Origin of the sequence: Marinomonas algicola, from assembly GCF_014805825.1 — a bacterium.
Classification (GTDB): domain Bacteria; phylum Pseudomonadota; class Gammaproteobacteria; order Pseudomonadales; family Marinomonadaceae; genus Marinomonas; species Marinomonas algicola.
Map to the genome: position 1 here is coordinate 879,278 of NZ_CP061941.1, position 24,286 is coordinate 903,563.

At 40.3% G+C, this 24,286-nt stretch carries 26 protein-coding genes; 12 read left to right on the top strand and 14 right to left on the bottom strand.

The features are described 5' to 3' along the window. Window positions 1-18: 18 nt before the first annotated feature. Window positions 19-489 carry a cytochrome b/b6 domain-containing protein gene (locus IEZ33_RS03920; RefSeq protein WP_191602414.1) on the top strand — a complete coding sequence of 157 codons (471 nt, stop codon included), beginning with the start codon at window positions 19-21 and terminating at the stop codon, window positions 487-489. Next, window positions 486-770 carry a hypothetical protein gene (locus tag IEZ33_RS03925; RefSeq protein ID WP_191602415.1) on the top strand — a complete coding sequence of 95 codons (285 nt, stop codon included), beginning with the start codon at window positions 486-488 and terminating at the stop codon, window positions 768-770. The genes IEZ33_RS03920 and IEZ33_RS03925 overlap by 4 nt, the downstream gene beginning before the upstream one ends. A gap of 231 nt (window positions 771-1,001) precedes the next feature. Here the strand turns inward: IEZ33_RS03925 and IEZ33_RS03930 are convergent, their stop codons facing one another. The 4 genes from IEZ33_RS03930 to IEZ33_RS03945 form a co-directional block, all read right to left on the bottom strand. After that, the gene (locus IEZ33_RS03930) at window positions 1,002-1,574 is read right to left on the bottom strand and encodes an outer membrane beta-barrel protein (RefSeq protein WP_191602416.1); all 573 of its coding nucleotides are present in this window, start codon (window positions 1,572-1,574) and stop codon (window positions 1,002-1,004) included. Window positions 1,575-1,831: 257 nt separating this feature from the next. Then, on the bottom strand, window positions 1,832-2,551 hold the full coding sequence (locus IEZ33_RS03935; RefSeq protein WP_191602417.1) for a helix-turn-helix domain-containing protein: 720 nt from the start codon (window positions 2,549-2,551) through the stop codon (window positions 1,832-1,834). A 93-nt stretch (window positions 2,552-2,644) separates the two neighbouring features. Then, a complete protein-coding gene (locus IEZ33_RS03940) occupies window positions 2,645-3,592 on the bottom strand; it encodes an IS30 family transposase (protein WP_191602418.1) in 948 nt (315 codons plus the stop codon). A gap of 98 nt (window positions 3,593-3,690) precedes the next feature. Continuing rightward, entirely contained in the window at window positions 3,691-4,221 is a 531-nt protein-coding gene (locus tag IEZ33_RS03945) for a hypothetical protein (protein WP_191602419.1), read from the bottom strand. Between the two features lie 380 nt (window positions 4,222-4,601). Here IEZ33_RS03945 and IEZ33_RS20820 point away from each other — a divergent pair, with 380 nt between their 5' ends. From IEZ33_RS20820 to IEZ33_RS03955, 3 genes are all read left to right on the top strand, one after another. Next, complete coding sequence (locus IEZ33_RS20820; RefSeq protein ID WP_275672795.1) at window positions 4,602-4,724, top strand: hypothetical protein; 123 nt, start codon at window positions 4,602-4,604, stop codon at window positions 4,722-4,724. Next, window positions 4,721-5,428 (top strand): HAD family hydrolase, encoded by a 708-nt coding sequence (locus IEZ33_RS03950; RefSeq protein WP_206696902.1) that lies wholly within the window; start codon window positions 4,721-4,723, stop codon window positions 5,426-5,428. Before IEZ33_RS20820 ends, IEZ33_RS03950 begins: the two co-directional genes overlap by 4 nt. A 194-nt stretch (window positions 5,429-5,622) precedes the next feature. Beyond that, window positions 5,623-6,837 carry a winged helix-turn-helix domain-containing protein gene (locus IEZ33_RS03955; protein ID WP_191602420.1) on the top strand — a complete coding sequence of 405 codons (1,215 nt, stop codon included), beginning with the start codon at window positions 5,623-5,625 and terminating at the stop codon, window positions 6,835-6,837. 25 nt (window positions 6,838-6,862) lie between these two features. On the opposite strand, the gene IEZ33_RS03960 is transcribed toward IEZ33_RS03955, so the two are convergent. Further along, the gene (locus IEZ33_RS03960) at window positions 6,863-7,321 is read right to left on the bottom strand and encodes an Lrp/AsnC family transcriptional regulator (RefSeq protein ID WP_191602421.1); all 459 of its coding nucleotides are present in this window, start codon (window positions 7,319-7,321) and stop codon (window positions 6,863-6,865) included. Between the two features lie 146 nt (window positions 7,322-7,467). On the opposite strand from IEZ33_RS03960, the gene IEZ33_RS03965 reads away from it, so the two are divergent. Further along, entirely contained in the window at window positions 7,468-8,433 is a 966-nt protein-coding gene (locus IEZ33_RS03965; RefSeq protein ID WP_191602422.1) for a hypothetical protein, read from the top strand. Between the two features lie 21 nt (window positions 8,434-8,454). Here the strand turns inward: IEZ33_RS03965 and IEZ33_RS03970 are convergent, their stop codons facing one another. Further along, a complete protein-coding gene (locus IEZ33_RS03970) occupies window positions 8,455-9,597 on the bottom strand; it encodes a DNA alkylation repair protein (RefSeq protein ID WP_191602423.1) in 1,143 nt (380 codons plus the stop codon). Window positions 9,598-9,648: 51 nt separating this feature from the next. On the opposite strand from IEZ33_RS03970, the gene IEZ33_RS03975 reads away from it, so the two are divergent. The 3 genes from IEZ33_RS03975 (at window position 9,649) to IEZ33_RS03985 (ending at window position 12,097) form a co-directional block, all read left to right on the top strand. Next, window positions 9,649-9,912 (top strand): helix-turn-helix transcriptional regulator, encoded by a 264-nt coding sequence (locus IEZ33_RS03975; RefSeq protein ID WP_191602424.1) that lies wholly within the window; start codon window positions 9,649-9,651, stop codon window positions 9,910-9,912. Window positions 9,913-10,151: 239 nt separating this feature from the next. Next, on the top strand, window positions 10,152-11,138 hold the full coding sequence (locus tag IEZ33_RS03980; protein WP_191602425.1) for a porin: 987 nt from the start codon (window positions 10,152-10,154) through the stop codon (window positions 11,136-11,138). A gap of 179 nt (window positions 11,139-11,317) precedes the next feature. After that, window positions 11,318-12,097, top strand: a complete 780-nt coding sequence (locus IEZ33_RS03985; protein ID WP_191602426.1) for an IclR family transcriptional regulator domain-containing protein — start codon at window positions 11,318-11,320, stop codon at window positions 12,095-12,097. A 14-nt stretch (window positions 12,098-12,111) separates the two neighbouring features. Here the strand turns inward: IEZ33_RS03985 and IEZ33_RS03990 are convergent, their stop codons facing one another. Beyond that, window positions 12,112-13,293, bottom strand: coding sequence for an MFS transporter (locus IEZ33_RS03990; RefSeq protein WP_191602427.1), 1,182 nt, complete (start codon window positions 13,291-13,293; stop codon window positions 12,112-12,114). Between the two features lie 115 nt (window positions 13,294-13,408). Between IEZ33_RS03990 and IEZ33_RS03995 the strand changes: the two genes are divergently transcribed. Further along, window positions 13,409-14,290: a LysR family transcriptional regulator gene (locus IEZ33_RS03995; protein WP_191602428.1), complete on the top strand. Its 882-nt coding sequence runs from the start codon at window positions 13,409-13,411 to the stop codon at window positions 14,288-14,290. A gap of 53 nt (window positions 14,291-14,343) precedes the next feature. Here the strand turns inward: IEZ33_RS03995 and IEZ33_RS04000 are convergent, their stop codons facing one another. Next, on the bottom strand, window positions 14,344-15,411 hold the full coding sequence (locus IEZ33_RS04000) for an FUSC family protein (RefSeq protein ID WP_420844870.1): 1,068 nt from the start codon (window positions 15,409-15,411) through the stop codon (window positions 14,344-14,346). A 186-nt stretch (window positions 15,412-15,597) separates the two neighbouring features. Here IEZ33_RS04000 and IEZ33_RS04005 point away from each other — a divergent pair, with 186 nt between their 5' ends. Next, window positions 15,598-15,810, top strand: coding sequence for a hypothetical protein (locus tag IEZ33_RS04005; RefSeq protein ID WP_191602430.1), 213 nt, complete (start codon window positions 15,598-15,600; stop codon window positions 15,808-15,810). A gap of 99 nt (window positions 15,811-15,909) precedes the next feature. On the opposite strand, the gene IEZ33_RS04010 is transcribed toward IEZ33_RS04005, so the two are convergent. The 3 genes from IEZ33_RS04010 to IEZ33_RS04020 all read right to left on the bottom strand — a co-directional run bounded on the left by IEZ33_RS04010 (window position 15,910) and on the right by IEZ33_RS04020 (window position 21,066). Then, a complete protein-coding gene (locus IEZ33_RS04010; RefSeq protein ID WP_191602431.1) occupies window positions 15,910-19,032 on the bottom strand; it encodes an efflux RND transporter permease subunit in 3,123 nt (1,040 codons plus the stop codon). Window positions 19,033-19,035: 3 nt separating this feature from the next. After that, a complete protein-coding gene (locus IEZ33_RS04015) occupies window positions 19,036-20,226 on the bottom strand; it encodes an efflux RND transporter periplasmic adaptor subunit (RefSeq protein ID WP_191602432.1) in 1,191 nt (396 codons plus the stop codon). Window positions 20,227-20,607: 381 nt separating this feature from the next. Then, complete coding sequence (locus IEZ33_RS04020) at window positions 20,608-21,066, bottom strand: MarR family winged helix-turn-helix transcriptional regulator (RefSeq protein WP_191602433.1); 459 nt, start codon at window positions 21,064-21,066, stop codon at window positions 20,608-20,610. A 95-nt stretch (window positions 21,067-21,161) separates the two neighbouring features. On the opposite strand from IEZ33_RS04020, the gene IEZ33_RS04025 reads away from it, so the two are divergent. After that, window positions 21,162-21,356, top strand: a complete 195-nt coding sequence (locus IEZ33_RS04025) for a hypothetical protein (protein ID WP_191602434.1) — start codon at window positions 21,162-21,164, stop codon at window positions 21,354-21,356. Here IEZ33_RS04025 and IEZ33_RS04030 read toward each other — a convergent pair. Genes IEZ33_RS04030 through IEZ33_RS04040 form a run of 3 tightly spaced genes read right to left on the bottom strand, consistent with a single transcriptional unit; the run spans window position 21,345 to window position 24,218 of the window. Continuing rightward, window positions 21,345-22,664, bottom strand: coding sequence for a TRAP transporter large permease (locus IEZ33_RS04030; RefSeq protein ID WP_191602435.1), 1,320 nt, complete (start codon window positions 22,662-22,664; stop codon window positions 21,345-21,347). The genes IEZ33_RS04025 and IEZ33_RS04030 overlap by 12 nt on opposite strands. Beyond that, complete coding sequence (locus IEZ33_RS04035) at window positions 22,657-23,160, bottom strand: TRAP transporter small permease (protein WP_191602436.1); 504 nt, start codon at window positions 23,158-23,160, stop codon at window positions 22,657-22,659. The genes IEZ33_RS04030 and IEZ33_RS04035 overlap by 8 nt, the downstream gene beginning before the upstream one ends. Window positions 23,161-23,183: 23 nt before the next feature. Beyond that, complete coding sequence (locus IEZ33_RS04040) at window positions 23,184-24,218, bottom strand: TRAP transporter substrate-binding protein (protein WP_191602437.1); 1,035 nt, start codon at window positions 24,216-24,218, stop codon at window positions 23,184-23,186. Window positions 24,219-24,286 lie beyond the last annotated feature (68 nt).

A 24,286-nucleotide genomic window follows, 5' to 3' on the forward strand; every position in this document is an offset into this window, starting at 1 on the left:
TCGATGAGGGGTAAAATTATGTCTGATTGGAAGGAGAATTTGCAGAAAACTCGTTATGTGATGGACGTGATTCTGCTTATTGGCTTTATGATCGTTTCGGCGCCACAGGCAACGGGTGTTCCGGTGCATGAATGGCTTAGTTTGTTATTTATCGTCCCATTCGTTATTCATTTATTGTTGCATTGGGATTGGATAAAGAAAAGTTTGGATATTTTTTTATCGGCGAAGTCGGCAAAAATTCGATTTAATGTTATTTGGAGTTACCTTATATACCTAATGATGCTACTGGTTTTTGTCAGTGGCTTTTTAGTTTCGGTAGCACTATTGCCTGCGATAAGTGTAGGTATTAACATTCAAGATTTTTGGTCAAAAATTCACCACGATTCGGCGACTTTTATTATGCCAATGCTAGGCGTTCACCTCGCATTACAGTGGAGCTGGATTGTGAACATCACAAAGAAAATGTTCCCAAAGGAGGTTAAGCAATGAAGCATTTACAATATCGATGGAAGTCGCGTTTATCTTTTGCTTTGTTCGTTTCTATCGTCCTCAGTATTTTGATGGTGACGCTAGAATTAACTCCTTGGGCAGAGCAGATAAACCATGAAGGGTACTCTCATGGTGACGAAGAAGAGCCAAGTATCCCATCGGTTATGATATACATTTTACCCTTTGTTAAAGAAATAGTATTGATTGGTGTTCCCATGTTATTAACTTTGGTTTGGGTAACTCTCGTTCGTACCATTAAGGTGGATCAATCGAATAAATAATCATGAAAATTTGCATAACAACGGATCATCTAGGTCACGCACATAAGGTAATCAAAGACCCCCATTACTTTGTTGATCGCATTCTGCGGCGGCTGATTTGGGTGTTATGGTACGGCAGTAAAATCCTCTTGTAACTAATTTATCGCTAAATATAAATTAAACAACGTAATGCATTATGTGTATTACGTTGTTTAATATATTTCCTAGACTCCCCCCTTATTAATTACTAGCTTAAAACTGATAACCAACAGTCATCATTGAATATATACCGCCAGTATCTACCTTGGAATTAAATAAAGTCGCTTCAGAATCGCTATAGCGAATTTGTGCGCCCAACATAAAATTATTTTTAAATTTCCAGTTTACTCCTGTAGAAAGCCAATACCCTAAGTCATCATCGTCTTGCTTTTCTGTTATATCGTTTTTGACTACTTTCCTTTCGGCGCCTGAAAGGGTTAACCCAGTACCTAGATACGGTTCAATATTTTCATTAAGTAGCCAATATTTTCGAACCCCTAGATGGAGACCTCCAGTTACTTTTGTGACTTCTCCTTGTTTGTTATCAGTCTTTTTTCCCGCAGCCAAGAGATCGATAGCAATACTTACTGGCCAGCTTTTATTTTGAATATCAGTTGATAAACCAAAAGCAGAATGGGTGTTATCTTCATAGTCATCTTTATCAAGATGCTTTTGCCCAAATAGTAACGAAAACCGATTCGTCCAGTTGTCTTCTGCCATAACGTGAGCGGTTGGTAATAATGTTAATAATGTGAGTGCTATTGGACGTATGCATTTTACTTTCATATAAGGGCCTTTTAAATGAATAGGGGTTAATGATTTTTTTTGTAACAGCGCTTTCGGCTGTTATGACTTGTCTTTAGACATTCAGTACTAATGGACGAGGTGAAGTATGCAAACGTTTTTAGAAGAGTGTGTTCAAGAAAATAGGTAAGGACAGAACAGTGGCATTGGAGAGGCAGGGTTATTTTTATCCTTATGTTTTTAAAGACTTTATTTTAAAATTCTCAATTGTCTTCGCCTACAAGGTAGGACATCTATCTTTAAGAAAGGCTGGACTTTGATGATTTTCTAAATTGAACCGGAGTCATGCCAACATGCTTTTTAAAGGCACTATAGAACGCAGAACGAGAATTAAATGCGGCATCTACTGCAATATCGACGATACTTTTATCTGCTAATGTCGGGTTAACTAATAGCTGCTTTGCATAATCTATTCGCTTTTTATTAATGTAATCAAAAAAAGTTATTTCATAAATGGTATTTATAGTTTGAGATAAGTAATTTGGTGATAAAGATAATTTTTCTGCTAATTGAGGCATGCTTAAATTTGGCTCTAAATAGGCTGTTTCCTTATCCATTAATGCCTCTAATTTTTTAGAAATTCTTAACATGTCGGCTTCAGAAAGGGCTGATTTCAGGTATTTATTAGAATGCTCAGATTGTGTTAATTCTGTATTTTCTTCTTTTTTGATAAAATCACAGTTTCTTATTTCTGATCGGTTTTTATTATCGCTTTCAATCGGGTTATCTATTGCGTTTTCTTTTTTATTTCCAAAATTATTTTTTAATTCTGTTATGTAGAAACGTTCGCTTCGGTTATAAATTCTAGGTTGCATTAACCCCATTACACCAACATAAAAAATTATCGTCATATAGAAATAATCCATGAAGCCCATCAAAGATAATTCTTCTTCTGATTCTTGAAAGAATACCAATGTCACTATTCCTTTAATCAAACCAAATACAAATAATAGCAGCATGTTACTAAGCCATATAAGAGTGATACGTTCTCTGTATGAAAAAATATTCTTAATACGGCCCGAATTCAAGTCCGAAGTGCGACACTTTTCATTTCAAGCAGCCAAACACATCTTTTTAAAAATAACGGCTGGTTGCTTGAACCCTAAACACTTCCTTGGACGATGGTTTATTCGTCTCATCGCGAAATGTATTCTCTCTTCTGTAACACTTCTTAAATCAGTGCCTTTGGGCACATACTGTCTTAGAAGGCCGTTACTATTTTCATTCGCTCCACGCTCCCAAGAGCTATATGGATGAGCAAAATACACTTTCGTATCTAATGCTTTAGCTATCTTAGCGTGATAGGCAAACTCTCGACCATTATCTGCTGTGATCGTGTGCACATGATCTTTAAAAGGCATCAATAACTCTATGGTAGCCTGAGTCACATCTTTGGCTGACTTTGAGTTCACTTTCTTTATCAGGTAAAAGCGCGTCTTTCTTTCCAATAAAGTAACGATGGACCCCGTTCCATTCTTGCCTAAAACAGTGTCTATTTCCCAATCACCAAAACGCTTTTTTGTCTCCACAATGACTGGGCGCTCATCAATAGAGACTTTGTTTTTAATCACTTCTGCTTTCGTTCGCTGTCCTTTCCTGTAGCGTTTTTTTCCTTGCCTCAAATGACGATAAAGCGTCCCTTTGTTTCTTTTGTCATCATGGATATATTGATAAATCCATTCATGACTAACAGGAACTCCGCAGTTTTTAAGTACGTTAGAGACTTGCTCAGGGCTCCAGTCGATTTCAATTAAAATACGAATAAAATCAATGGTCTCTGATGATATTCGATACTTAGCGGATGTCTTTCGCCTTATCAAGCATGCTCTTTGAGCTTTATCAGGACAATATCCTGTTGCTTTTTTATTCCGCTTTAGCTCACGATAAATCGTAGCTCTATGGCAATTAAGTGCACGTGCTATATTTGAAACTGATATTTCTTGCCCTAAAAGAGCTGAAATCTGGTATCTTTTGCCTTCGGTCAACTGCTGATAATTCATGTTGGTACTGCTTAGTTTTGTGGTGAAAAGAAGTGTACCAACTTCAGCAGTTGGCTTCTTCTACACCTGATTTGCAGTGTCGCACTTATTATCTGAATTTAGGGGTTTCTATGTGCAATGAGCAGTTTTATACTGAAAAAAAGGTAAAGAAAAAAACTGGTTATTTTTAAAAAAACTTGAAGGTTAAGACTGTAATAAACAACGCTGGGCCAATCTCTTGAGATTACACCGGTTTCCATCAATGTGAGTTTTGCATCAAAATCCATTAACCAAAAAGGTATAGATAAAATTACGCAAACAAAAAAGAGGGAGTAGTGCTTTAAGATCTTCTGAATATTGTTATTTTTTTCAGGTGATGTGGCTTTTCTAATATACCAATAGAGGGCAATTCCAACACTTGCGTCAAACGGTAGGCTAAGACCAACGAGGTGCGGAAATTGATAGATATAATTCGTGTCTAAGAGGAATTTTTGTAAGATTTCAGCGGTAAATGCAAGCAAAATAATAGACAGATGTATATTGATTGTACGAGTCTTACGGCTTCTAAAATAAAGTAATACCGCAAAAATAATACCTTGTCCTGCCGTTAAAAATAGTACTAACGTATTAAGGCTGATAATCGTTGACATATTACATTTAAAAAATTAGTTGAAGGATAATTTAGTAAAATGGGTATTCTGAGTTTCGCCATGTTTTGCTATGTCTGAGATGCAGTTCCTCGTATTTCCCTAGGTTATTCAATTAAATCTCCCTTCGCCGTTTTTTATATTTAATAGGTGAACACAACGACGCTTTTAGATAGACAAGGTTCAATAATCTTGTAAACAAACTATCAATAACTGATTTTACTGTCAATTCATTTTAGCGACTAGGTAGACAACTTCGTGTTAGCAAGGCGAGATTGCTATGGGCAAGTCTGACTCAATTTTTAACTTTTAGATGCTTTTACAACTTTTACAGCTTGGACTGTTTGAAGACGAAGGGCGCTTATAAGGATTTGAATACGGCAATGAAAGAAATGTCTTCTTTCGGCGATAAGTACCTCCCAGGAAGTGAAGAAGTACGTCATTTGCATAATAAGCGCTATCTTGCTTTTATTAAGCTTCAAACAGTAGCGAGAGAGCTTGAATGATGCAACATAACATAAACACCTCTGGTTCGGACATTAAAAAGACTTTGGGTTTAGTGATTTTTGATTGTGATGGTGTCTTGGTAGACAGTGAGATCTTGTCTATTGATGCGTTACATAAGCTGATTCTTCAGGAAGGAGGAACGCTTTCTAATGAAGAGGTCGTTGAGCAATTTCAAGGTCGCAGTATGAAGTCGGCACGAGAGGATTTATTGGCTTCTCAAGGCGTTACTTTTACCGAAGATGCTTTGAAGGAAATGAATGCGAAGTTATTCGAACGTTTTCGACAGGAGCTTCAACCTGTTCAGGGGGTAGCTGAGTTTATTGACTCATTAAGTCTGCCAATTTGTGTAGCGTCGTCCTCGCACCCTGAAAGAATCGATGTGAGTTTAACTGCGACGAATCTTAAGCATTACTTTGTCGATAAAGTCTTTTCATCAACCATGGTAAAAAATGGCAAGCCGGCACCTGATTTATTTCTATTCGCCGCGGAGAAAATGGGGGTTTCAGCTGATAATGCATTAGTCATCGAAGACAGTCCTGCTGGTGTGCTAGCGGCACGTCGAGCTGGTATGTTGTGTATAGGACTCACCGCAGGTTCTCATGCAAAGCATGCTAGTCAGCGCCAAAAGTTAATGGATGCCGGCGCTAACTGGGTGGTTGATAGTTATCAGGAAGCGATCGATATTATTCATCTATATTCTTAAATTTGCTTAGGCCAAGACGGCATTGTCTCATTCGTATGGAAGAGGCTCTATGATTCAAAAAAGGTTGAATGGAGTGGTCTTGGTTTATTATAGAATTAGGTTTTAGGCTTGATTTTTTGTGAAAAATTAAAAATTATCATTAAAATTCAGAGTGTTATATCCTATTTTATAAAACCAGTAATAAGGCAGACACTGTGATTGAACTGCATTCACACAAAGATTTATCCCGTTTGAAGCGCCTTGCTTTATCGTCTCAGGGGTTGTTGCAAGCAAAGCCGTTTGGTAGCGGATTATCAGGAGCACGAAAGGCGATTGCTCATTTAGGTTATGTGCAGATTGATACTATCTCTGTGGTAGAGAGGGCCCATCATCATGTTTTGCATTCAAGAGTTCCCAGTTTTGATCCGTCTATGGTCAATCAACTGGTTGTGTCGGGGGAGGTGTTTGAATATTGGTCTCATGCGGCGGCTTTTTTACCCATAGACGACTTTCGCTTTTCCCTACCTTATAAAAACGCCATTAAAAGCGGTCAAGTACATTGGTATAAAAATCCAGACCAAAAACTTATGGGGCAATTGCTCGCTCGAATTCGCTCTGAAGGACCGTTGCGTTCTCGAGATGTGGACGCAAAAAATAATAACCGAAAAGGGGGATGGTGGGACTGGAAACCTGCAAAAAAAGCCCTAGAGCAGCTCTATATGCAAGGCGATTTGATGGTTTGTGGTCGTGAGAGTTTTCAAAAAACCTATGACTTGACTGAGCGAGTTTTACCGTCTCATATTGATTCAGCCATACCCAGTATGGAAGAATTTGCCAAACACCTTATTGATCAACAGCTGCGTTGCTATGGTTTGGTCTCTATAAAAAGTGTGACCTATTTGCGCCGTAATATCGAACTGCGTAAAGCGGTAAAGAACCTAGTGGAAGGAGGCGTCGCCCAAGGTACTTTAGAACGGATAAAAATCGCTAATGGTGATGTATTCTTTATGCGTTCCGGTGCGTTAGACCGAACCCCGAGATTGAATAATCGGTTATCGATTTTATCTCCTTTTGATAACAGTGTTATTCAAAGAGATCGATTAAAAAGCCTGTTTGAATTTGATTATCAGATCGAATGTTATGTGCCTGAGCTTAAACGCCAGTATGGGTATTTTTGTTTGCCTTTGCTGTTCCGAGGTGAGTTTATTGGACGAATGGATTGCAAAGCGCATCGCAAAGAAGGTTGTTTAGAGATCAAATCTTTATACATAGAGAAAACGAAAATCGTTGATGAGCTTATGATGTCGGCTTTTGTCGACGCCATTGATACGTTTCGTATTTTCCAGCAGTGTGACTCTGTTGTGCTTTCTAATATTTCCCCGAAACCGCTTATGCAACCCTTTCAAGCGGCACTGAAAACACGCTATTAAATAAGTGAGTTGGCTCGCGAATACCTCATAGCAGAAGTTCTGTTGTTGATTTGACTGTGCGCAGCGATACTGATGTTTGGAATTTTCGAATGTTCGTGTCTGTGTGGAGCACTTGGTCGACAAAGCATTCGAAGGCCTGCATGTCAGGCACCATCACTACCATAAAAAAATCGTAACTTCCTGTTATTTGATAGCAGTGTTTTATTTCTGGAACTTGGCTCACGACTTTTTTAAACGCGTCATACACATCCTTTCGATCTCGTTCCATTTCTACTGAAACCAGTAAAGTCAGTTTATTACCGGTTAATTCTGGATTTAGTATAGAGACGTCGTTAATTATAATGTTCTCGTCTCTGAGACGTTTCACTCTTTTATGACAAGCGGGCGGTGACAAGCCAACTTCCTCTGCTAACTCCACGTTTGCAAGACGGTTATTGCGTTGCAAAATGGTTAAAATTTTTCGGTCGATATTGTCTAATTCCACAGATTTCTCATTTTATGATTTATTACGATATATATTTCCCTAAACTGTAATCTTTTGAAATAAGCATTTAATTTAGTGATTATATTTAACGACATATTTCTTATTATGTACATATACTACTCGAATTATCTTTGTGGAGTAGAGAGATGCATAAATATATTAGCCTTCTATTTAAAGGGCTATGGCAAGAAATTGTCAGTGTTACCTGGACGCTTTTCAAAATAATGATACCGATGATTATCGTCATCAAATTAATAGAAGAGTTTGGTGGGATCGTGTTACTGAGCCAATGGCTGACACCCGTGATGTCCTTGGTGGGATTGCCGAGTGAAATGGGTTTGGTGTGGGCGACAACGCTAATAACGAACATATACGCTGGGTTATTGGTCTTTATGAGTGCAGAGGTGGACTTAACTGTAGCGCAGGTTTCGATTCTAGGAACCCTAATGTTGATTGCTCATGGTCTGCCAATTGAAGTTGCCATTGCGAAAAAAGCGGGTGTTGGTATTGTGATGACACTCGCCATTCGCATCGGGGGAAGCCTGTTAATGGCTTGGATTCTTCATCATATCTATCAAGCTGGAGACTTTCTGAATTATCCAGCTAAATCCGCGTGGTCGAATATGGCGGCAAGTGACCCAAGTTATATGGAGTGGGCCATTGATCAAGTAAAGAGCCTTGTTATGATCTTTGCGATTATCGCTGTACTGATTACCTTCTTGCGTATTTTGAAATTGCTTGGTATTGAAAAGCTGATGGGGATAATACTCAAGCCAGTTCTTGCTTTGCTAGGTATTAGCCGAGACGCGACAAATTTGACCGTAGTGGGTATTACCTTAGGTCTGTCTTTCGGCGGTGGCCTATTGATTAATGAGGCAAAGCAAGGACATATTTCACCAAGAGATATTTTTGTCTCAATTATGCTTTTAAATCTGCTTCATAGCCTAATAGAGGATACCTTACTGATACTGTTAATTGGGGCTGACTTCACCACGATTTTTTGGGGACGGATTGCCTTTTCTATAACGGTTATTAGTCTGTTAGTGTTGGTGGTTAATCGGATAGATGAAGCAACATGTCGTAAGTATTTTTATCAAAAGCTAAGTGATTAATAGGAATTGATACCGCGTGATTTAAAACGATTTCTTAAGAAAAAAATGAAACGCAGAAGTGGCAACTGATACCCCGTTGATGATTATTTCAATGGTGTGTTGACCAGAATAATAGATTCGAGTTGTCACTTTTTTGAAAGGATGTCGTTTAGTAACGTTAAGCGTTTTCCCCGCTTCAAGAGTCATTGTTTTACCTTTAAATACTTTGGGTGACGTGGAACCATTTTTCTTTTGGTGATGAATAATGTAATCGATCATCAAAGACTGATTCTTAGCTGAACTCGATGTAAGGCTTAATTCAAATTCCAAATGTTCATTTAGATACACTTCGGGTGTCCTGATTGTCAGTTTAGTATTTTCTATTTGTGGTGGTAGGTAACCGAAGGCTTGTAACGCTATTGGATGGCTTTGTTTTAGCAGTGTGCGACATGCATGACGAATGAGTTTTCTGCGTTTTTCGTCTGCATCGGCCATCCATTTAATAGCAATGCCCGCTACCAGATCAGGATGATCTTTGGCTATGTCATTAAGGTTGTTGGCAACGGAGCGTCGCACGTATTCTTCCTCGTCGTCTTTTAATGTTTCGAGTAATTCGATGACAGGAGTTGGGTCCATTATGAATTCGGGTAATTGCATGGCCCAAGGGAGGCGAGGACGAAGACCTTCAGATACTAGTCGACGAACATGATGATTTTCATCCCTTGTCCATTGTTTCAAGGTCGCTAAGGTTTTCGCTTTATTGTCTGACAGTAAAAAATAACGAATGCCGAATTCAGATGAAAATCGTTTGGTCATTTCTTTTAATAATGTCATGGATAAATCTGGGTGGCTTTGGCCATATAAACCGACATAATCTGCCATCGGCATAATTGCCCAACCGACAATGCCTTCCTCATTGGGCGTTAACCCATAAATGTCGTCATTGGTGTAAGGGCGTAAACTGGCTAACAGAATATCAGCCGCTAAAACGAAATCATCGGGCAAATTGCGCCACATGGCGTCAGTGATTTGTTTAGACCGCTCTTTTAATTCTAAATGGGCAAGGTCATTCTTTGCATATTCAAGGAAACTAATCTGATCAAAACCCGTCCAAGCCGCGTAAAAATGACTCGCCATAGAGTCGATTACTTGAGGATTGAATTTATCTTTAAAAAGCTCTGACATGAGATCCAGCCTTATGCATTTGAATGTAAGCAAGGATTATAGACAAAGCGAATGACAGATTCTGGCAGTAGGTCGTTTTTATTCATACATTCGCGCTTATCTTATTCGTTTAGTTCAAGAGAAAAAGACGAAAGATGTAAGGTTAAATGGTCTCAAGAAGAGCTTGGCAGATTGCTTGGCGTATCGCGACAAGCGATTAATGCCATAGAGCGGGAGAAACACGATCCATCGTTACAATTGGCCTTTACCATTTCTAAGGTATTTAACTTACCAATAGAAGCCATTTTCATGCCTACCAACTTAGAGCCTAAATAAACGTTATTTCTTTTTTATGTTATTTATTTATCACACAGTTTTTTTTTGATTAATCCTTATCTTTGCGATGTTTAACTTTTCTCTAGTTTTGTCCGGTATTCATAAAATCAATAAAAGGTTTCACTAGGTGAAACCTATTGTTTTAAGTGTAAACAATCTTGTTATTCTACAAACGTTCTAAAAAATAATTATTAAAAAAGGGCGTTTTATTATGATAAAAGCACCGTAATTTACTAGCAATGAGCCTAAGTGCTCCATTTTTATTTGCTCCATTAGCGTCTGCAGCTGACGATTCTGGTGTTGTTGTGAATAAACCTAATGTTACCTTTTTTACTAGCTTAGGTGCATTAAGTGTAGAGGATAAAGACTTTGATCCTGAAGTCTTCGAGAGTGAAGTAGGCTTGAAAGGTGTCGTCAAAAGTGATGACTTTACAATGGTTTACAACCTAACAGCTGATTTTTCTGATGCGATTAACAGCCGGGATACAAATGGTCCAGAAGCGGAAGGTGATATACATGTTAAGGAAGCGAACGTTGTTTTCCCAACCTCCTATGGTGCCTTTGTTATAGCGCCAAGAATCACCAGTGGGCAAAATAGAGAGCTGTATTCCAATGTTGATTTGTTTGAATACAATGAAGCACATTCTGGTTCTGTTGCACCAACTGGTAATACTTTATATGGCCAGCCTGCTGAAGGTGATGACGTACTGGCATGGGCATCACCTAAGTTTATGGGGGTTAAGCTTGTGCTAGCCACAATCTCTTTAGATGAAGATAATGGCGAAGACATGGATGCTCAGGCTTATCGTTTTATCTATGATGATGGTAAGTTGAACTTAGGCGCGGGTCAGGTGATAGTAAATAAAAATACGCCACCAGCGGCTGCAAATCCGGCTGGATTAACCTACACACGTTCGGCTCTTACAGCTGGTTATAAATTTGATAAGTTAGATTTAGGTGTTACTTATGAAATTAATGACGATACATTTGGACCAGCAGGGGATTACGATACATTGGGTATCGCAGCCCGTTACCACCTAAATAATGGCTATTCAATTGCGGCGGCTCATTACAGCAAAGATTCAGAAGTTGATGCTAATGATAACGATGGGACGGTAATGCAAATCAAGAAGCAAGCCGGTAATAATATTGCGTTTTGGATCGAAGCGGCCGATTATGACAAAACACCAGATAATATTGCCGTGGGTGTGAATCTTAGATATTAATTTGTAATAAGATCATGTGATCTAAAGATGGGCCGTTTAAGTATTATTCCCCTTTTACTTGAACGGCTCTTTTGATTATCTAAAAAAATATGAGTACATCCTTTTTTTTGAATGACTCTTCAGGCCATCAAGCGATTAGTATTAACCTTAATAATATTCAGGCATGACTGGTTAGCGATATGGTTAAAGCAATCGATTCTGTTACACGAGCAATGCAAGTGTTGGAAGTACTGCAAAAATCGTCCCCTCTTTCTCTTTCTGAGCTGCAGCGTAGTACAGGGATTAACAAAGCAACCTTACTAAGAATTCTTAAAACACTCAGTTTGAGTGGGTGGGTAATAAGGTCTCTTAGTGAAAATAAATACAGTTTATCCTCTTCCATATTAGAAGACACGCCTCCAAAATCTCAAGAAGCGCGACTGGCTGAAGCGTCTGTTCAGGTGTTAGATGAATTATATCAAATGCTAAGATGTCCTTCTGATATCGCCATTCGGGATGAAGGGACAATGAGATTGATTGAAACCACCCGCAGTAGAACAGATTATATTGATAAGCGTCTATATAATGGATGTAAACCAACCTTTTTGTATTCAGGCGTTGGTCGATGTTATTTAGCTTTTTGCAGTCTTACTGAACAACAAAATATTATTAACCAGTTAAAAAAATCATCTGATAAACAAGGAAAGTTAGCGCATGATACAATTTGGTTGAACCAGATGATAGCGCAAACGCGCGCTTTGGGTTATGGCGTTCGTCAATCATCTTACTATAATACTCGAACAACGACGGGTGAGCTTTTGGAGTCCATTGCCGTACCCATTAAAGACCGAGTTGGAAATATCCTTGGTTGCCTTTCTGTTTCTTGGCCACAAGGTCGAGTTGAAATCTCAAGTCTTGAAAAGAAGGTATTGCCTCATTTACAAAGAGCCGCCTTGCGCATTTCAGAACGTATGCCCTAATTCTAAACGCTAATTTAAACACGTTTTTTTTGTCGTATTAAACTAAAACCAGCAAAAGCAACGGCCACCAAGACTAACCAAGATCCGATTACAACCCCCCTCCAGCCATTTGTTTGCCAAAATGGATCAAGATAAAAACCACCAAGACTCGCGCCCAAATAATAAAACACCAGATACAATGAGGAGGCGCTGGCTTTTGCTTGTTTTGCGTGGCGACTAACATAGCTGCTGGCGGTGGAATGACAGAGAAAAAAGCCAAAACTGTTAATTAATAGACCGATAATAATAGCCATCAAAGAATTCCCTAAGGTCACCAGTGAGCCAAAGATAAAGATACAGGTCCCAAGAACCATAATGTTCTCCTGGTCCCATCGTTTTGCAAGCTTGCCAGATATGGCTGAACCCAGCGTTCCAGATAAGTAAGTTAAAAACAACAAGCCAACGTATTTAGCCGAAAGGTTATAAGGTTCTGCTTCGAGCACAAAGGTAACGTAACTGTATTGATTGATAAAAATAAAGAAACTAAAGCCACCGATCAAGTAGCAGGTTAATAGTCGATGGTTTTTTAGATGGCCTTTCATAGACATTAAAATATGGCCAATTCTTAATGTCTTAGGTGCGAAATGTTGAGACTGAGGTAAGAGGAAATAAAATGCCACTAAGCAAACAAGGCTAATGCTTCCCATCACAGCAAAGGTGGCCGATCGCCCTAACCATTCTCCAACAAAGCCACCAATTAATCGTCCTCCAATACCTCCTAAAGTGTTACCACTGATATAGAGGCCAACGGCTACCATTAACGCTTCAGGCGTATATTCGTCTCCTAAATACGCTACCGCCATAGCGGGTAAGCCAGCTAAGAAAAAGCCTTGTAGGGCACGCCAAGCTAATAAAGATTCATAACTTTGCACCCAGTATAAACACCATGTAGTGACCGTGATTCCCGCCATGGTCATTAGCATAATGCCTTTACGGCCTAGAGCATCTGAAATGGGACCATAAAATAGTAAAGAAAATCCTAAGGTTAGAGTGGTAATAGTAAAGCTAGTACTAGCCTGTAACGGGCTAATGGAAAATTCGTTGGCAATCATGGGGAGTAAAGGTTGGGTGACGTACACATTTGCAAACACCATAAAAGAGCCAATAACCAATGCAATAGTACCACGCCAAAATGCTGAACTGCCTACTTCGATCACGTCACACTCCAGTGGGGTAGAACCCAAAAGTAAAATTGATATTGTGAAGCCACTATACGCTTAGCTTATTTATCAATAAAATATATCTATTTTATACACTTCATAAGGGATATTGATGGATATCAGGCCATTGCGTTACTTTATCGCCATAGCTAAAACGGAAAGTTTTACTAAAGCCGCACAGCGGCTTGGAGTGGCACAACCTGCTGTTAGCATGGCGATTAAAAAGCTCGAAGCCGATTTAGGGTTGACACTTATCCACCGAGGAGATCGCCATATTGGACTGACAGATGAAGGAAAAAAGCTGTTTTTGCATGCCGAAAAAATCATTAAAGCAACCGATGATGCCTTGCTAGAAATGAGTGAATTAAAAGGCCTAAGCCAAGGTGAAGTGCGCGTCGGTATTCCGAGTATGTTAGGTTCATATTATTTCCCACCCATTTTAATGGCGTTCCGTCATCGTTATCCAACGATTATGCTCAAAGTAATTGAGGGGGGAACATGGCAACTACAAAAAATGCTAGAAAGTGGGGAATTGGATCTAAGTGTTATTGTCGCTGAAACCTTGCCAGATAGCTTGCAAACGCAAGCACTGATCCGAGAAGAAATGTTGGTCACAGTAGCAACAGATCATGCTTTTAGTGCTTTAGATCGAGTCACTCCAGACGTGTTTTTTGAAGAAGAGTTGGTGATGTTTAAAGAGGGCTATTTTCACCGTCGTATTGTGGATAAATTAGCGAAAGAGTGTAATAGAATCCCTAAAATAGGGTTTGAAACAAACTTAATACCTCTTATTAAATCCATCACTCAGCAAGGCTTTGGTATTTCTACTTTACTGGCTATGGTTATTGACGACGATGATGAACTCATCACACGTTCCTTTGACCCGCCTATCTGGCTGGATCTTGGTATTGCATGGCGTAAAGACAGTTATCTTTCTAAAGCCAATCGTGCTTTTTTAGACTTTGTTAGTGAGCACGGTCGAGACAAACGATGAGAATGACCGAACAAAATGGTGGTAGCCTAATTTCCTATCACTGAGTTGAATGTTCACGAATGATTACGACCTGATAATGAGCTGCGCGTGTTCATTCTAGATTCAATGTTTTTTAAAAGAGAGGTTCTATGAAAGACGGTACCTCCAATTATACCAATGGCACTCCCAATAGAGATGTCCACTAACCTATGTTGCAATAATACTTCAGTGGTCATATTAGCGCTGGTGAATTCAGCCATAATAACAGTGAGGGGAGTAATAAAAATGACCGCGGCACCATAGTTTTTTACAATTAACAGTTCCACAAGAAATTGAAAGAGAATCATCCAAACAGCCAAGTGCCAATCGTTTGGATTTAAAGAGAAAACGAACCAAGCAACACCCATTCCAATAGCGGTGCCTACGATTCGATGAATATTGCGATGCCAAATCATGCGGAAAGTGGCTCCTTGCAAAATGGCGGCACAGGAAATGGGTACCCAAAGTGCGTTTGGCAAAGACATCATCAAAGCGACTATATAAGAAAAGGTAATGCAGAATGCCACTAAAGCCGCTTCCAGCAGAATGGCGTTTACTCGTGGATCTGTTTCAACGCGAGTTTGAGGTAAGGCATTCTCATGGGTGATCAGGCTGTAAAAGAAAGCCAGTCCGCACGACAACATCGCTCCGAGCGCAACCATGCCAACATTGTTAGCAAATGTACTTAAATCAAAAGGTAAATAAATGGCTAAGGCCGATACTAGAATGAAGAAAAAACTACCGGGGTTAGGCAAGCCATAATAACGGGTAATGACTATTGAGCCGAAAGACAAAAAAGCCAGTGCGAGCGCGGCAAAATAGTGATTAAAGCTCGCAAGGGAGCCAATACTAAAACACACCATAAAACCAAAAGAGCACAAAGCTAGGGTTACCATTCGATGAGATATGCGGGTTTTAGGTAAATACAAAATAACCATGGCCCCTAAGCTGGATAAAGTTGAGAGCGCAAATTGACCTACGGCGGCACCAATTAAAACGGGTATTCCGACACATACTGCAGCCAGCACCGCAATATGCCAAGGGCGTTTAATATCACTCCAAGAGAAAAGGCTTTTAAATTGAGCTAATAGACTAGTAAGCAAGCTCACCTCCTTATAATATTGTTTAGTTGATAAACAGTATAGCATCAATCTCATTCAGTAATGATGGAACAAGCGTGGAGATCGCCTCTATTTGTGATCTAATGCTGGTTGTTTATTCTCGCTTTGCTAACGGATAAACTGAACAAGGAGTCGATTTTCCGAAACCTGAAATGAAAAGTGGAGATTATGGCTAAATTAGATTTTTCGGTGATGAATAAAGAAACAAGCGATTCTTTTCATAGGCAAAAGGCGCAAATAAAAAAAGTCTTGGCGGGTAAAGCTGTTAATTGTGATCGGTGTCAGCAAATGCTGCTTCTCGTACCGAAGAACAGAGAGGGTTTTGCGTATATAACCTGTAAAAAGGGTTGCTCAAATATTGAATTGGAAGTGGAGAATTAGCAACCGACTTACTCTTACTTTGTCAATGGCTCAAAAAAGCACCGGCTAAAAAACAGGTGCTTTTTTGGGTTGTAAAGTCCATTTTTTTAGGGACAGCAGTTACTCTTCTGTTGTCGATAACCCATCTGGGCGTTTTGAGAAAATTCGACGCACAATCACAAAGAATAATGGAACAAAAAAGATGGCCAAAACCGTTGCTGTTAATGTTCCACCCACGATACCTGAACCAATAGAAATCCGGCTGTTGGCGCCAGCACCAGAAGAGAGAACTAATGGCATGGTTCCGACGATAAAGGCCATGGATGTCATGATAATGGGGCGTAACCTTAGGCGAGCCGCTTGTGCCGCGGCGTCCCAGACATTGGCCCCATTTCGATACGCCGCTTCAGCGAACTCGACGATCAGAATGGCATTTTTTGACGAAAGTCCTATGGTCGTTAACAACGCGACCTGGAAGTACACATCATTTTCTAATCCTCTTAAGTGCGCCGCCGCGGCAGCACCAATGACGCCCAGTGGAATGACTAAGATGACGGACAAAGGGACAGTCCAGCTTTCATATAATGCAGCAAGACACAAAAATACCACTAAAATGGAAATGGCATACAGTGTTTGAGTTTGTCCGCTCGATAAGCGCTCTTGATAAGATAACCCACTCCATGCCCCAGTCACCCCACCTGTCAAAGAGTCTGATACACGTTCTAATTCGTCCATTGCCTCTCCAGAACTTACGCCATTGGCGCCAGACCCTTGTATTTCGTAAGACGCAGAACCATTAAAACGGCTCAAGCTTTTAGGACCATTGGTCCACTCGCTTGTGGCAAATGCAGAGAAAGGCGTCATGGTGTTGTCTTTGCTACGAACATACCAGTTCTGTAAGTCTTCAGGAGAAGAGCGATATTTCGCATCACCCTGCATATAGACGGTTTTTACTCTACCACGATCAATGAAATCATTGACATATCGACCCGCCCAAGCACTGCTCAAGGTTGAACTGATATCGGATAATGACAGGCCAAGAGCCGATGCTTTCTCTTGGTCAATATCAATGTGCAGCTGTGGTGCTTCCGAATCAGAACCGAGACGAACGCCAGTTAATAGAGGGCTTGTGTTTGCGTTTTGTAATAAGGCATTACGCATTTCTAAAAGGGTGGCGCGATCAGTATTACCACTGGCTTGAAGCTGGAAGGTAAAACCACTACTTTGGCCCAGGCCTCGAATAGAGGGGGGGATCAAAGAGAAAATTCTAGCGTCCCTTAAGCCTGCAAAACCACCATATGAGCGGCCAACAATTGCACTTGCACTGTCTTCTGGCGCAAGACGTTCGCTCCAATCTTTTAAGGAGACAAAAGCCATACCTGCATTTTGCCCACTGCCCATAAAGTTGAAGCCGGAAATTGTAAAGATGGCGTCCACATTACTTTTTTCTTTTTCAAGGAAATAAGACTCTATTTCTCTCATGACTTTATCTGTACGAGACATGGAGGCACCTTCAGGTAAAGAGACCATTACCATTACGCGTCCTTGGTCTTCTGTAGGGAGGAAGCCAGAAGGTAAAGAATTCATTAATCCGATTAAACCCGCCACAATCATGCCGTAAATAAGCATCCAACGAATCGGTGTTTTAATGATCCGACTTACACCTCCAGAGTACTTATTGGTCGCTCCATCAAATGTGCGGTTAAACCAGCCACCTAAGCCTTTTTGATTACTTTTATGATTTGATTTTAATAATGTGGCACACAACGCAGGGGTCAAGGTCAGTGCAACAATGACTGACAATATCATTGAAGAAACGATTGTGATTGAGAATTGTCGATAAATAACGCCCGTAGAGCCACTGAAGAAAGCCATTGGAAGAAATACGGCCGATAAGACAACCGCAATACCAATTAATGCACTGGTAATTTCTTTCATGGATTTAATGGTCGATTCTTTTGGCGACAGTTTTTCCTCTTCCATGACGCGCTCTACGTTTTCCACGACAACGATCGCATCATCGACCAGAAGTCCGATAGATAAGACGATACCAAACATGGTTAAGGTATTAATAGAATAACCAAACAGTTCCAGTACGCCAAAAGTACCGAGAAGTACAACTGGTACAGCAATGGCCGGGATTAATGTAGCACGCCAGTTCTGTAAGAAAATGAACATGACAATGATAACCAATACAATGGCTTCAAACAGCGTTTTAACCACTTCCTCAATGGAGATTCTTATGAAGCTGGTGTTATCAACAGGATAAGCCAGTTTATAACCATCCGGTAAATTTTTAGAAAAATCATTTAATACGTTTTTAACAGACTCTGAGGTGGATAAAGCGTTTCCTTCTGGTGACAGCATGACCGCTAGGCCTGACGCTGGGTGACCGTTTAAACGTGTGATGTAGGAATACGATTCATTGCCTAATTCGACCTTAGCAACATGGCTGAGGCGCACGGTGGCACCACTGTTGTCGTAGGCGAGAATAATGTCTTTGAACTGCTCCGCTGTTTGTAGTTTAGATTGAGCCGTAACCGTGACATTGAGTTCCTGTCCATCGATGACAGGATAGGCGCCTAAACTACCGGCCGCAACCTGAGTGTTTTGTGCAGAAATCGCGGCCGAAACATCTGAAGGCATCAGTTTATAAGACGCGAGTTTGAGTGGGTCTAACCAAATACGCATTGCGTATTCAGAGCCGAATACCTGAATACTACCAACACCTTCAACACGAGAAACGGGGTCTTGCAGGCTTGCCACTAGGAAGTCTGAAATATCACCGGCAGAGCTCTTATCTGTTTCATCATAAATCGCAGCGATCAACAAAAAATCAGAGTTAGATTTTTTAACTGTGACACCGTTTTGTTGTACAGAAGTGGGCAAACTTGATGTAACTTGTTGGATCTTATTTTGAATTTGGACCTGTGCAATATCCGGATCTGTTCCTTGTTCAAAGGTAACGTTAATGCTTGATCGACCAGTAGAACTACTTGATGATGAAAAGTACAAAAGACCATCTAGCCCTGTAAGTTGTTGCTCAAGGATTTGAGTAACACTGTTCTCAACCGTTTCAGCCGAAGCACCGGAATAGGTGGCTGAAATACTGATTGTTGGAGGTGCTACGTCTGGGTATTGAGCGATTGGTAGGGCATTGATAGAAGCAAGGCCTGCTAGCATTATTGCAATTGAAATTACCCATGCAAAGACAGGGCGATTAATAAAAAAATGAGCAATCATATTTTAATTCCCTTGAGTCGAAGAGGTACTCGCATTGGCTGCGATAATAGCCCCTGTTTGGCTGTCACGTTGCATATTTACAATCGTAACCTCGCTCCCGGTTTTGGCTTTTAATGTGCCTTCCATTATCACTTTATCGCCAGATTGAATACCGGAAAGGACCAACCATTGATTGCCAATCGTTCTATCAACCGTTAAATCCCTTTGTTCAACAATATTGTTTTGATTTACGATATAGGCAATAGGATTGCCTTTTACATCTCTAAACACACCTTGTTGAGGTACTAATATCGCTTCATTGTGGGTTAGCTCATGAATTTTTCCGCGAACAAACATCCCTGGTAGTAATAAGTTGTCAGGGTTAGGAAATTCGGCTCGAAGAGTAACACTGCCTGTTGACTCGTCAACGCTGACTTCTCGTGCTTTTAATACGCCTTCGTATTGGTATTGAGATCCATCCTCTAATGTTAAAGACACTTGGTTTGTGCCTTTCTCAACATTCTTTTGGGATAGAAATGTTCTTTGTTTTAATTGGTCTAAACTGGTTTGAGCTAAATCTACGAAAATAGGGTCTAAAGAGCGAACCGTTGTCATGACCGTTGCTTGGCTGCCCGTTACTAATGCACCCACTGTCACTTGAGAAATACCTATACGGCCATCGATTGGCGATCGAATTTTGGTATAATCTAGATTGATTTTCGCATTTTCTAAGGCGGCTTCTGAGCCTTTTTGCTTAGCTACCGCGGCTAAATAAGCAACATGTGCATCGTCTAAATCTTGTTGAGAAACGTTATTTTGCTTTCTTAACTCTGTGTAGCGTGTGTTTTTAAGTTGGGCTGATTTAAGGCTAGCATTGGCGGATTCTAAATCGGCTTGAGCTTGCTTATAGGAAGAAAGGTAGGTTGAATCATCTAGCTCGTATAATAACGCGCCTTTTTTAACGTTTTGGCCTTCTTCAAAAAAACGTTTTTTCACTATTCCACCGACTTGTGGTCGAATTTCAGCGACCAAACTAGAAGTCGTTCGTCCAGCTAATTCCGTTTTCAAGTCTGTTTTTTGAGCTTCAATTGTGATTACTCCGACTTGCACTTTTGGTTTTGGGGGTGTGGTTGATTTTACTTCCTCCTTTTCTTGACAGCCAGCCAATAACAGAACAAGCAACACACTTGAAGCATATTTTAATTTAGACAACATTGAGAAGACTTCCTTTCGAAACTGTGAGGGTGATCATTTAGGCTACTATAATATAAGCTTATCTATTTAATACACGTTTAAAAGTGCAAAGAATCAGTATTATTTAGCTATATTCAGTCGTAGGATATAGAAAATTTAAGCATGAATTGCGCCAGTTTGAAGATGTGCCGATGTGATTGGGCCAGCTGGGAATTTTTATAGCTTTTGCTACTCTTTAGAGCACTTTTATTTAATGGTAATAGTATTTTATTATCTAATTAATGGTTGCACTAGAAAAGTACTTTAGAAAATTAAAAGCCATTTCTTTATTATATTGAAATGGCTTTTGTACTGAGGTGGCAATAACCAATGTATTGAATAGCTGCTGAAATCCATTTAACGTTATTCTTTTGACAATGTATCCAATGTGTTTAATAACCATTTTAATTCGTCATCCCCTTTTAAGCGTGCAGTCATTATTTTTTCATGCTCGATGACCCTTGCGCTTAATTTTTGGAAAAATTCTGCTCCATATTTTGTCATAAAGAGAGCATAAGAGCGTCGATCATTTTTTGCAGGTCTGCGTTCGATAACATCCATCCCTTCTAGTTTATCTACTGCGGCGACCATGGCCGATCGATCGTTTCCAAGCGCTTGGGCGACAGCCGTTTGAGTCAACCCTGGGTTTTTATCAACAATGGCTATCACGGCAAATAAGCCAGGGCTAATTCCAAGATCGGAGCAGACTTCAGAAAAATTGGTAAAAAAGTTCATCTGAGCGCGACGTAGACGATAACCAACCAGGCTATTTAATATTCCAAAGTCTACTGGATTGTCTATGTACTTCGTGTCATCAGCCATTTCATTCTCATATTTGTCATAAAAGAGGGATTGTAATATAAAATGCGATATTGATGTTATCCAAAACTGTTTAAGTTTGCATATAAAAACCTTTCATGAATCATGATTGTATCTACGCGAATCCTATTGCAGCGATGCATGACGATTACGTTTATAGAAGAGGCAACGCTTTGAATGGCAGAAACGACACATTATTACATTGTATAGACAAAGTAGACTTTTCACTGTCTATTATTGCCATCAAGCAGACAACGCCAGCGTTTGCTGGCGTTATATACTTAACCAATTAAATGAACCAATCCAAGCGTGATCCCTGGGAAGAGTATTAATAAAGCCACTCTTATAAAATCAGAGATTAAAAACGGAATGACACCTTTAAAACATTCTTTTAATTTCAGACTGTCATCGAATGATTTAATAATAAAAACATTCATTCCAACAGGTGGTGTAATGAGACCCACCTCGACAACAATCAGAGCCAATATACCAAACCAAATACCAAGGTCGGCTGGTGGAATACCGAAATCCATGACCATTACAATAGGGAAGTAGATTGGGATGGTCAGTAGAATCATCGCCAAACTGTCTAAGAAACACCCCATTATTAAATAAGTTAATAGCATTAACACTAAGATGGTATACGCTGACAACCCTGAATTTTGAATAAGCTCTACGCCTAAGTCTGGTAATCTAGAAAGAGCTATAAATACACTGAATAAATCGGCACCTAATACGATAAAAAAGATCATTGCAGCGGATACTGCGGTACGCATTAAACAGACCAGAAGACCGTCAAGTTTCATCTTACCATGCGTAAAGGCCAGTATAGCCGTTAGAATGACCCCGACAGAAGCCGCTTCAGTAGGCGTAAAAATCCCCATATAGATGCCACCCAGTACAATTAAGAAAATGCCTGTTATGTGCCAAACGTCTTTCGTTGATTTAATCTTTTCTGCAAGCGTCGTTTTTTCTCCTCGAGGCCCGGATTCAGGGTAAATACGAACATAAATAGCAATAGCAAGAATGTACCCACCGGCCGCTAAAAATCCGGGTATAAACGCCGCGATAAACATTTTAGAAATATTTTGTTCTGTTAGAACCGCGAAAATAATGAGCACCATAGATGGTGGAATTAAAATACCTAACGTGCCTCCTGCCGCCAATGCGCCAGCCGCTAAACTGCCAGAATACTTAAGACGTTTCATTTCTGGTAGGGCGACTTTGCCCATTGTAGACGCTGTCGCAAGTGACGAGCCACAAATGGCACCAAATGCGGCACAGCCAGCAACGGCCGCCATGGCAATACCGCCTCTTTGACGACCTATCCAAGTATTGCAGGTTTTAAAGAGCTCGGCCGTAATACCTGATCGAGTGGCAAGTTCCCCCATTAATAGGAATAGAGGTACAACGGAAAGGTCGTAAGTTGAAAACTTTGAAACAGGTGCGGTACCTAAATATTCTAATAGAGCGGGGAGGCCGCCAATAAAGGAATAGCCAATCGCACCACATACCAGCATTGCCAAAGCAATAGGGATACGAATGCTCATTAAAACCAGTAAGGCTGCCATCATCACAAAAGCTAACTCAATATTACTCATGATCGCCTCCGCGGAATGTCGTAATCAGTTTATACATGCCGCATAATCCGCAAAGTGTCATTGAGATGACGCCGACAATAAACGTCCACCATGTGGGCAGCTCAAGGAGCATGCTTTGTTCTAGGTATTCTTTAGCTTCTAAACCGCTGAGCGACATACGATAGGCCATGGTTAAGACGGCCACGGTGAAAACGAGGTCACCAATTATTTCTAAGGTGTGTATCGTGCTAGGAGTACAGTGAGAAGTAAAAAGGTCAACGATAACATGTCCTTTTCTTATGTAACATTCTGGCAGAAATAGAAATACAGCCATAGCCAATCCCATCTCTGTGATTTCGTAATCCCCTTCGATTGACTGGCCCATTGTTGAGCGGCCAATGATGCTTGCGACAGTAACCGCCGCTATACTAAGCATAATAAAGCCACCAGTCAGTGCGAAGACATTGGATAAGCGACCCAAAAAGGATCGCTGTATATCGGCAGAAAATACTGTCATGTTAAATCATCCAACAACGTGGCTTAATAAGTTGAATATTTTTCGATTAGATCTTTAGTTTTATCTAATAAGCGCTGACCGTCGTATCCGTCATCGTTCATGTCTTCAACCCATTTCGTTGTGACGGGTGACATGGCTTTAACCCAACGAGCGTGTTCATCCCCTTCAATGTAATCAAAGGTATTGCCTTGATCGACGGCAAATTTGCGGGCGAAGACCTCATAGTTATCAAACAGATCCCCAATATGCCCTGCTAGAGGAATGTTGGAATTGTTATCAATAACAGCTTGTAAATCAGGCGGCATGCTGTCGTAGACTTTATTGTTCATCGAGAAGATAAAAGCGTTGGCGTATAAACCTGCCCCTCTAAATTCTGTATGATGTTTGACTAATTCGTAAATTTTCATCGGTAAAACCACTTCATAAGGCAATACCGCAACGTCAATTACCCCTTTTGATAAGGCGCTTGGCATTTCAGTAACCGGTAAAAATACGGTATTCGCATCAACTTCTCTAAAAGCATCAGACATGACTTTGTTTGGCGCTCGTACTTTTACACCCTCTAAATCTTCCAGTGTTTTGATGGCTTTATTGCGAGAGTGAAAGGAGCCCGGTGAATGAGTATGTAAGGCAATAACATGCACATCTTTAAGTTCTTCTTGCAGCTCTTCATTGGCGTATTCTTGTAACGCCATACTGGTTGCTTTTGCTGTTCCAGGTACAAAAGGCAGTTCAAAAGACGTCATTTTTGGGAAGCGCCCAGGCGTATACCCAGCGACAGTCCAAGACATATCAACAATGCCTTTACGAACTTGATCGAATAATTGAGGTGGTTTACCGCCTAATTGCATGGCTGGATACACATCAATCTTGATACGTCCATTTGAATCTTGCTCGATTTTTTTAGCCCAAGGATCAAGGATTTGACTGTGTGCCATAGACATAGGTGGAAGAAAGTGATGTAGCTTCAGTGTGAATTCAGGATCGGCTGCAAAAGCATTAATTGACATGACAGAGCCTGCAACAAGGGCTAAGCCCTGTACTTTAATCTTATTCATTTTATCACCTTATTTTTTTTTGTTATTCAGTGTTTTTTTTAAGTAACTTAACAAGCATAGCCCACAAC

What these genes read in the sequence shown, in the direction of transcription:
- IEZ33_RS03965 (WP_191602422.1), top strand. Translation starts at nt 7,468, where the DNA reads ATGCATAAATATATTAGCCTTCTATTTAAAGGGCTATGGCAAGAAATT.
- IEZ33_RS03950 (WP_206696902.1), top strand. Translation starts at nt 4,721, where the DNA reads ATGATGCAACATAACATAAACACCTCTGGTTCGGACATTAAAAAGACT.
- IEZ33_RS04030 (WP_191602435.1), bottom strand. Translation starts at nt 22,664, where the DNA reads ATGAGTAATATTGAGTTAGCTTTTGTGATGATGGCAGCCTTACTGGTT.
- IEZ33_RS04035 (WP_191602436.1), bottom strand. Translation starts at nt 23,160, where the DNA reads ATGACAGTATTTTCTGCCGATATACAGCGATCCTTTTTGGGTCGCTTA.
- IEZ33_RS03995 (WP_191602428.1), top strand. Translation starts at nt 13,409, where the DNA reads ATGGATATCAGGCCATTGCGTTACTTTATCGCCATAGCTAAAACGGAA.
- IEZ33_RS04010 (WP_191602431.1), bottom strand. Translation starts at nt 19,032, where the DNA reads ATGATTGCTCATTTTTTTATTAATCGCCCTGTCTTTGCATGGGTAATT.
- IEZ33_RS03945 (WP_191602419.1), bottom strand. Translation starts at nt 4,221, where the DNA reads ATGTCAACGATTATCAGCCTTAATACGTTAGTACTATTTTTAACGGCA.
- IEZ33_RS20820 (WP_275672795.1), top strand. Translation starts at nt 4,602, where the DNA reads ATGAAAGAAATGTCTTCTTTCGGCGATAAGTACCTCCCAGGAAGTGAA.
- IEZ33_RS03975 (WP_191602424.1), top strand. Translation starts at nt 9,649, where the DNA reads ATGACAGATTCTGGCAGTAGGTCGTTTTTATTCATACATTCGCGCTTA.
- IEZ33_RS03925 (WP_191602415.1), top strand. Translation starts at nt 486, where the DNA reads ATGAAGCATTTACAATATCGATGGAAGTCGCGTTTATCTTTTGCTTTG.
- IEZ33_RS04015 (WP_191602432.1), bottom strand. Translation starts at nt 20,226, where the DNA reads ATGTTGTCTAAATTAAAATATGCTTCAAGTGTGTTGCTTGTTCTGTTA.
- IEZ33_RS03935 (WP_191602417.1), bottom strand. Translation starts at nt 2,551, where the DNA reads ATGCTGCTATTATTTGTATTTGGTTTGATTAAAGGAATAGTGACATTG.
- IEZ33_RS04025 (WP_191602434.1), top strand. Translation starts at nt 21,162, where the DNA reads ATGAATCATGATTGTATCTACGCGAATCCTATTGCAGCGATGCATGAC.
- IEZ33_RS03920 (WP_191602414.1), top strand. Translation starts at nt 19, where the DNA reads ATGTCTGATTGGAAGGAGAATTTGCAGAAAACTCGTTATGTGATGGAC.
- IEZ33_RS04020 (WP_191602433.1), bottom strand. Translation starts at nt 21,066, where the DNA reads ATGGCTGATGACACGAAGTACATAGACAATCCAGTAGACTTTGGAATA.
- IEZ33_RS03980 (WP_191602425.1), top strand. Translation starts at nt 10,152, where the DNA reads ATGAGCCTAAGTGCTCCATTTTTATTTGCTCCATTAGCGTCTGCAGCT.
- IEZ33_RS03985 (WP_191602426.1), top strand. Translation starts at nt 11,318, where the DNA reads ATGGTTAAAGCAATCGATTCTGTTACACGAGCAATGCAAGTGTTGGAA.
- IEZ33_RS03940 (WP_191602418.1), bottom strand. Translation starts at nt 3,592, where the DNA reads ATGAATTATCAGCAGTTGACCGAAGGCAAAAGATACCAGATTTCAGCT.
- IEZ33_RS04005 (WP_191602430.1), top strand. Translation starts at nt 15,598, where the DNA reads ATGGCTAAATTAGATTTTTCGGTGATGAATAAAGAAACAAGCGATTCT.
- IEZ33_RS04040 (WP_191602437.1), bottom strand. Translation starts at nt 24,218, where the DNA reads ATGAATAAGATTAAAGTACAGGGCTTAGCCCTTGTTGCAGGCTCTGTC.
- IEZ33_RS03970 (WP_191602423.1), bottom strand. Translation starts at nt 9,597, where the DNA reads ATGTCAGAGCTTTTTAAAGATAAATTCAATCCTCAAGTAATCGACTCT.
- IEZ33_RS03930 (WP_191602416.1), bottom strand. Translation starts at nt 1,574, where the DNA reads ATGAAAGTAAAATGCATACGTCCAATAGCACTCACATTATTAACATTA.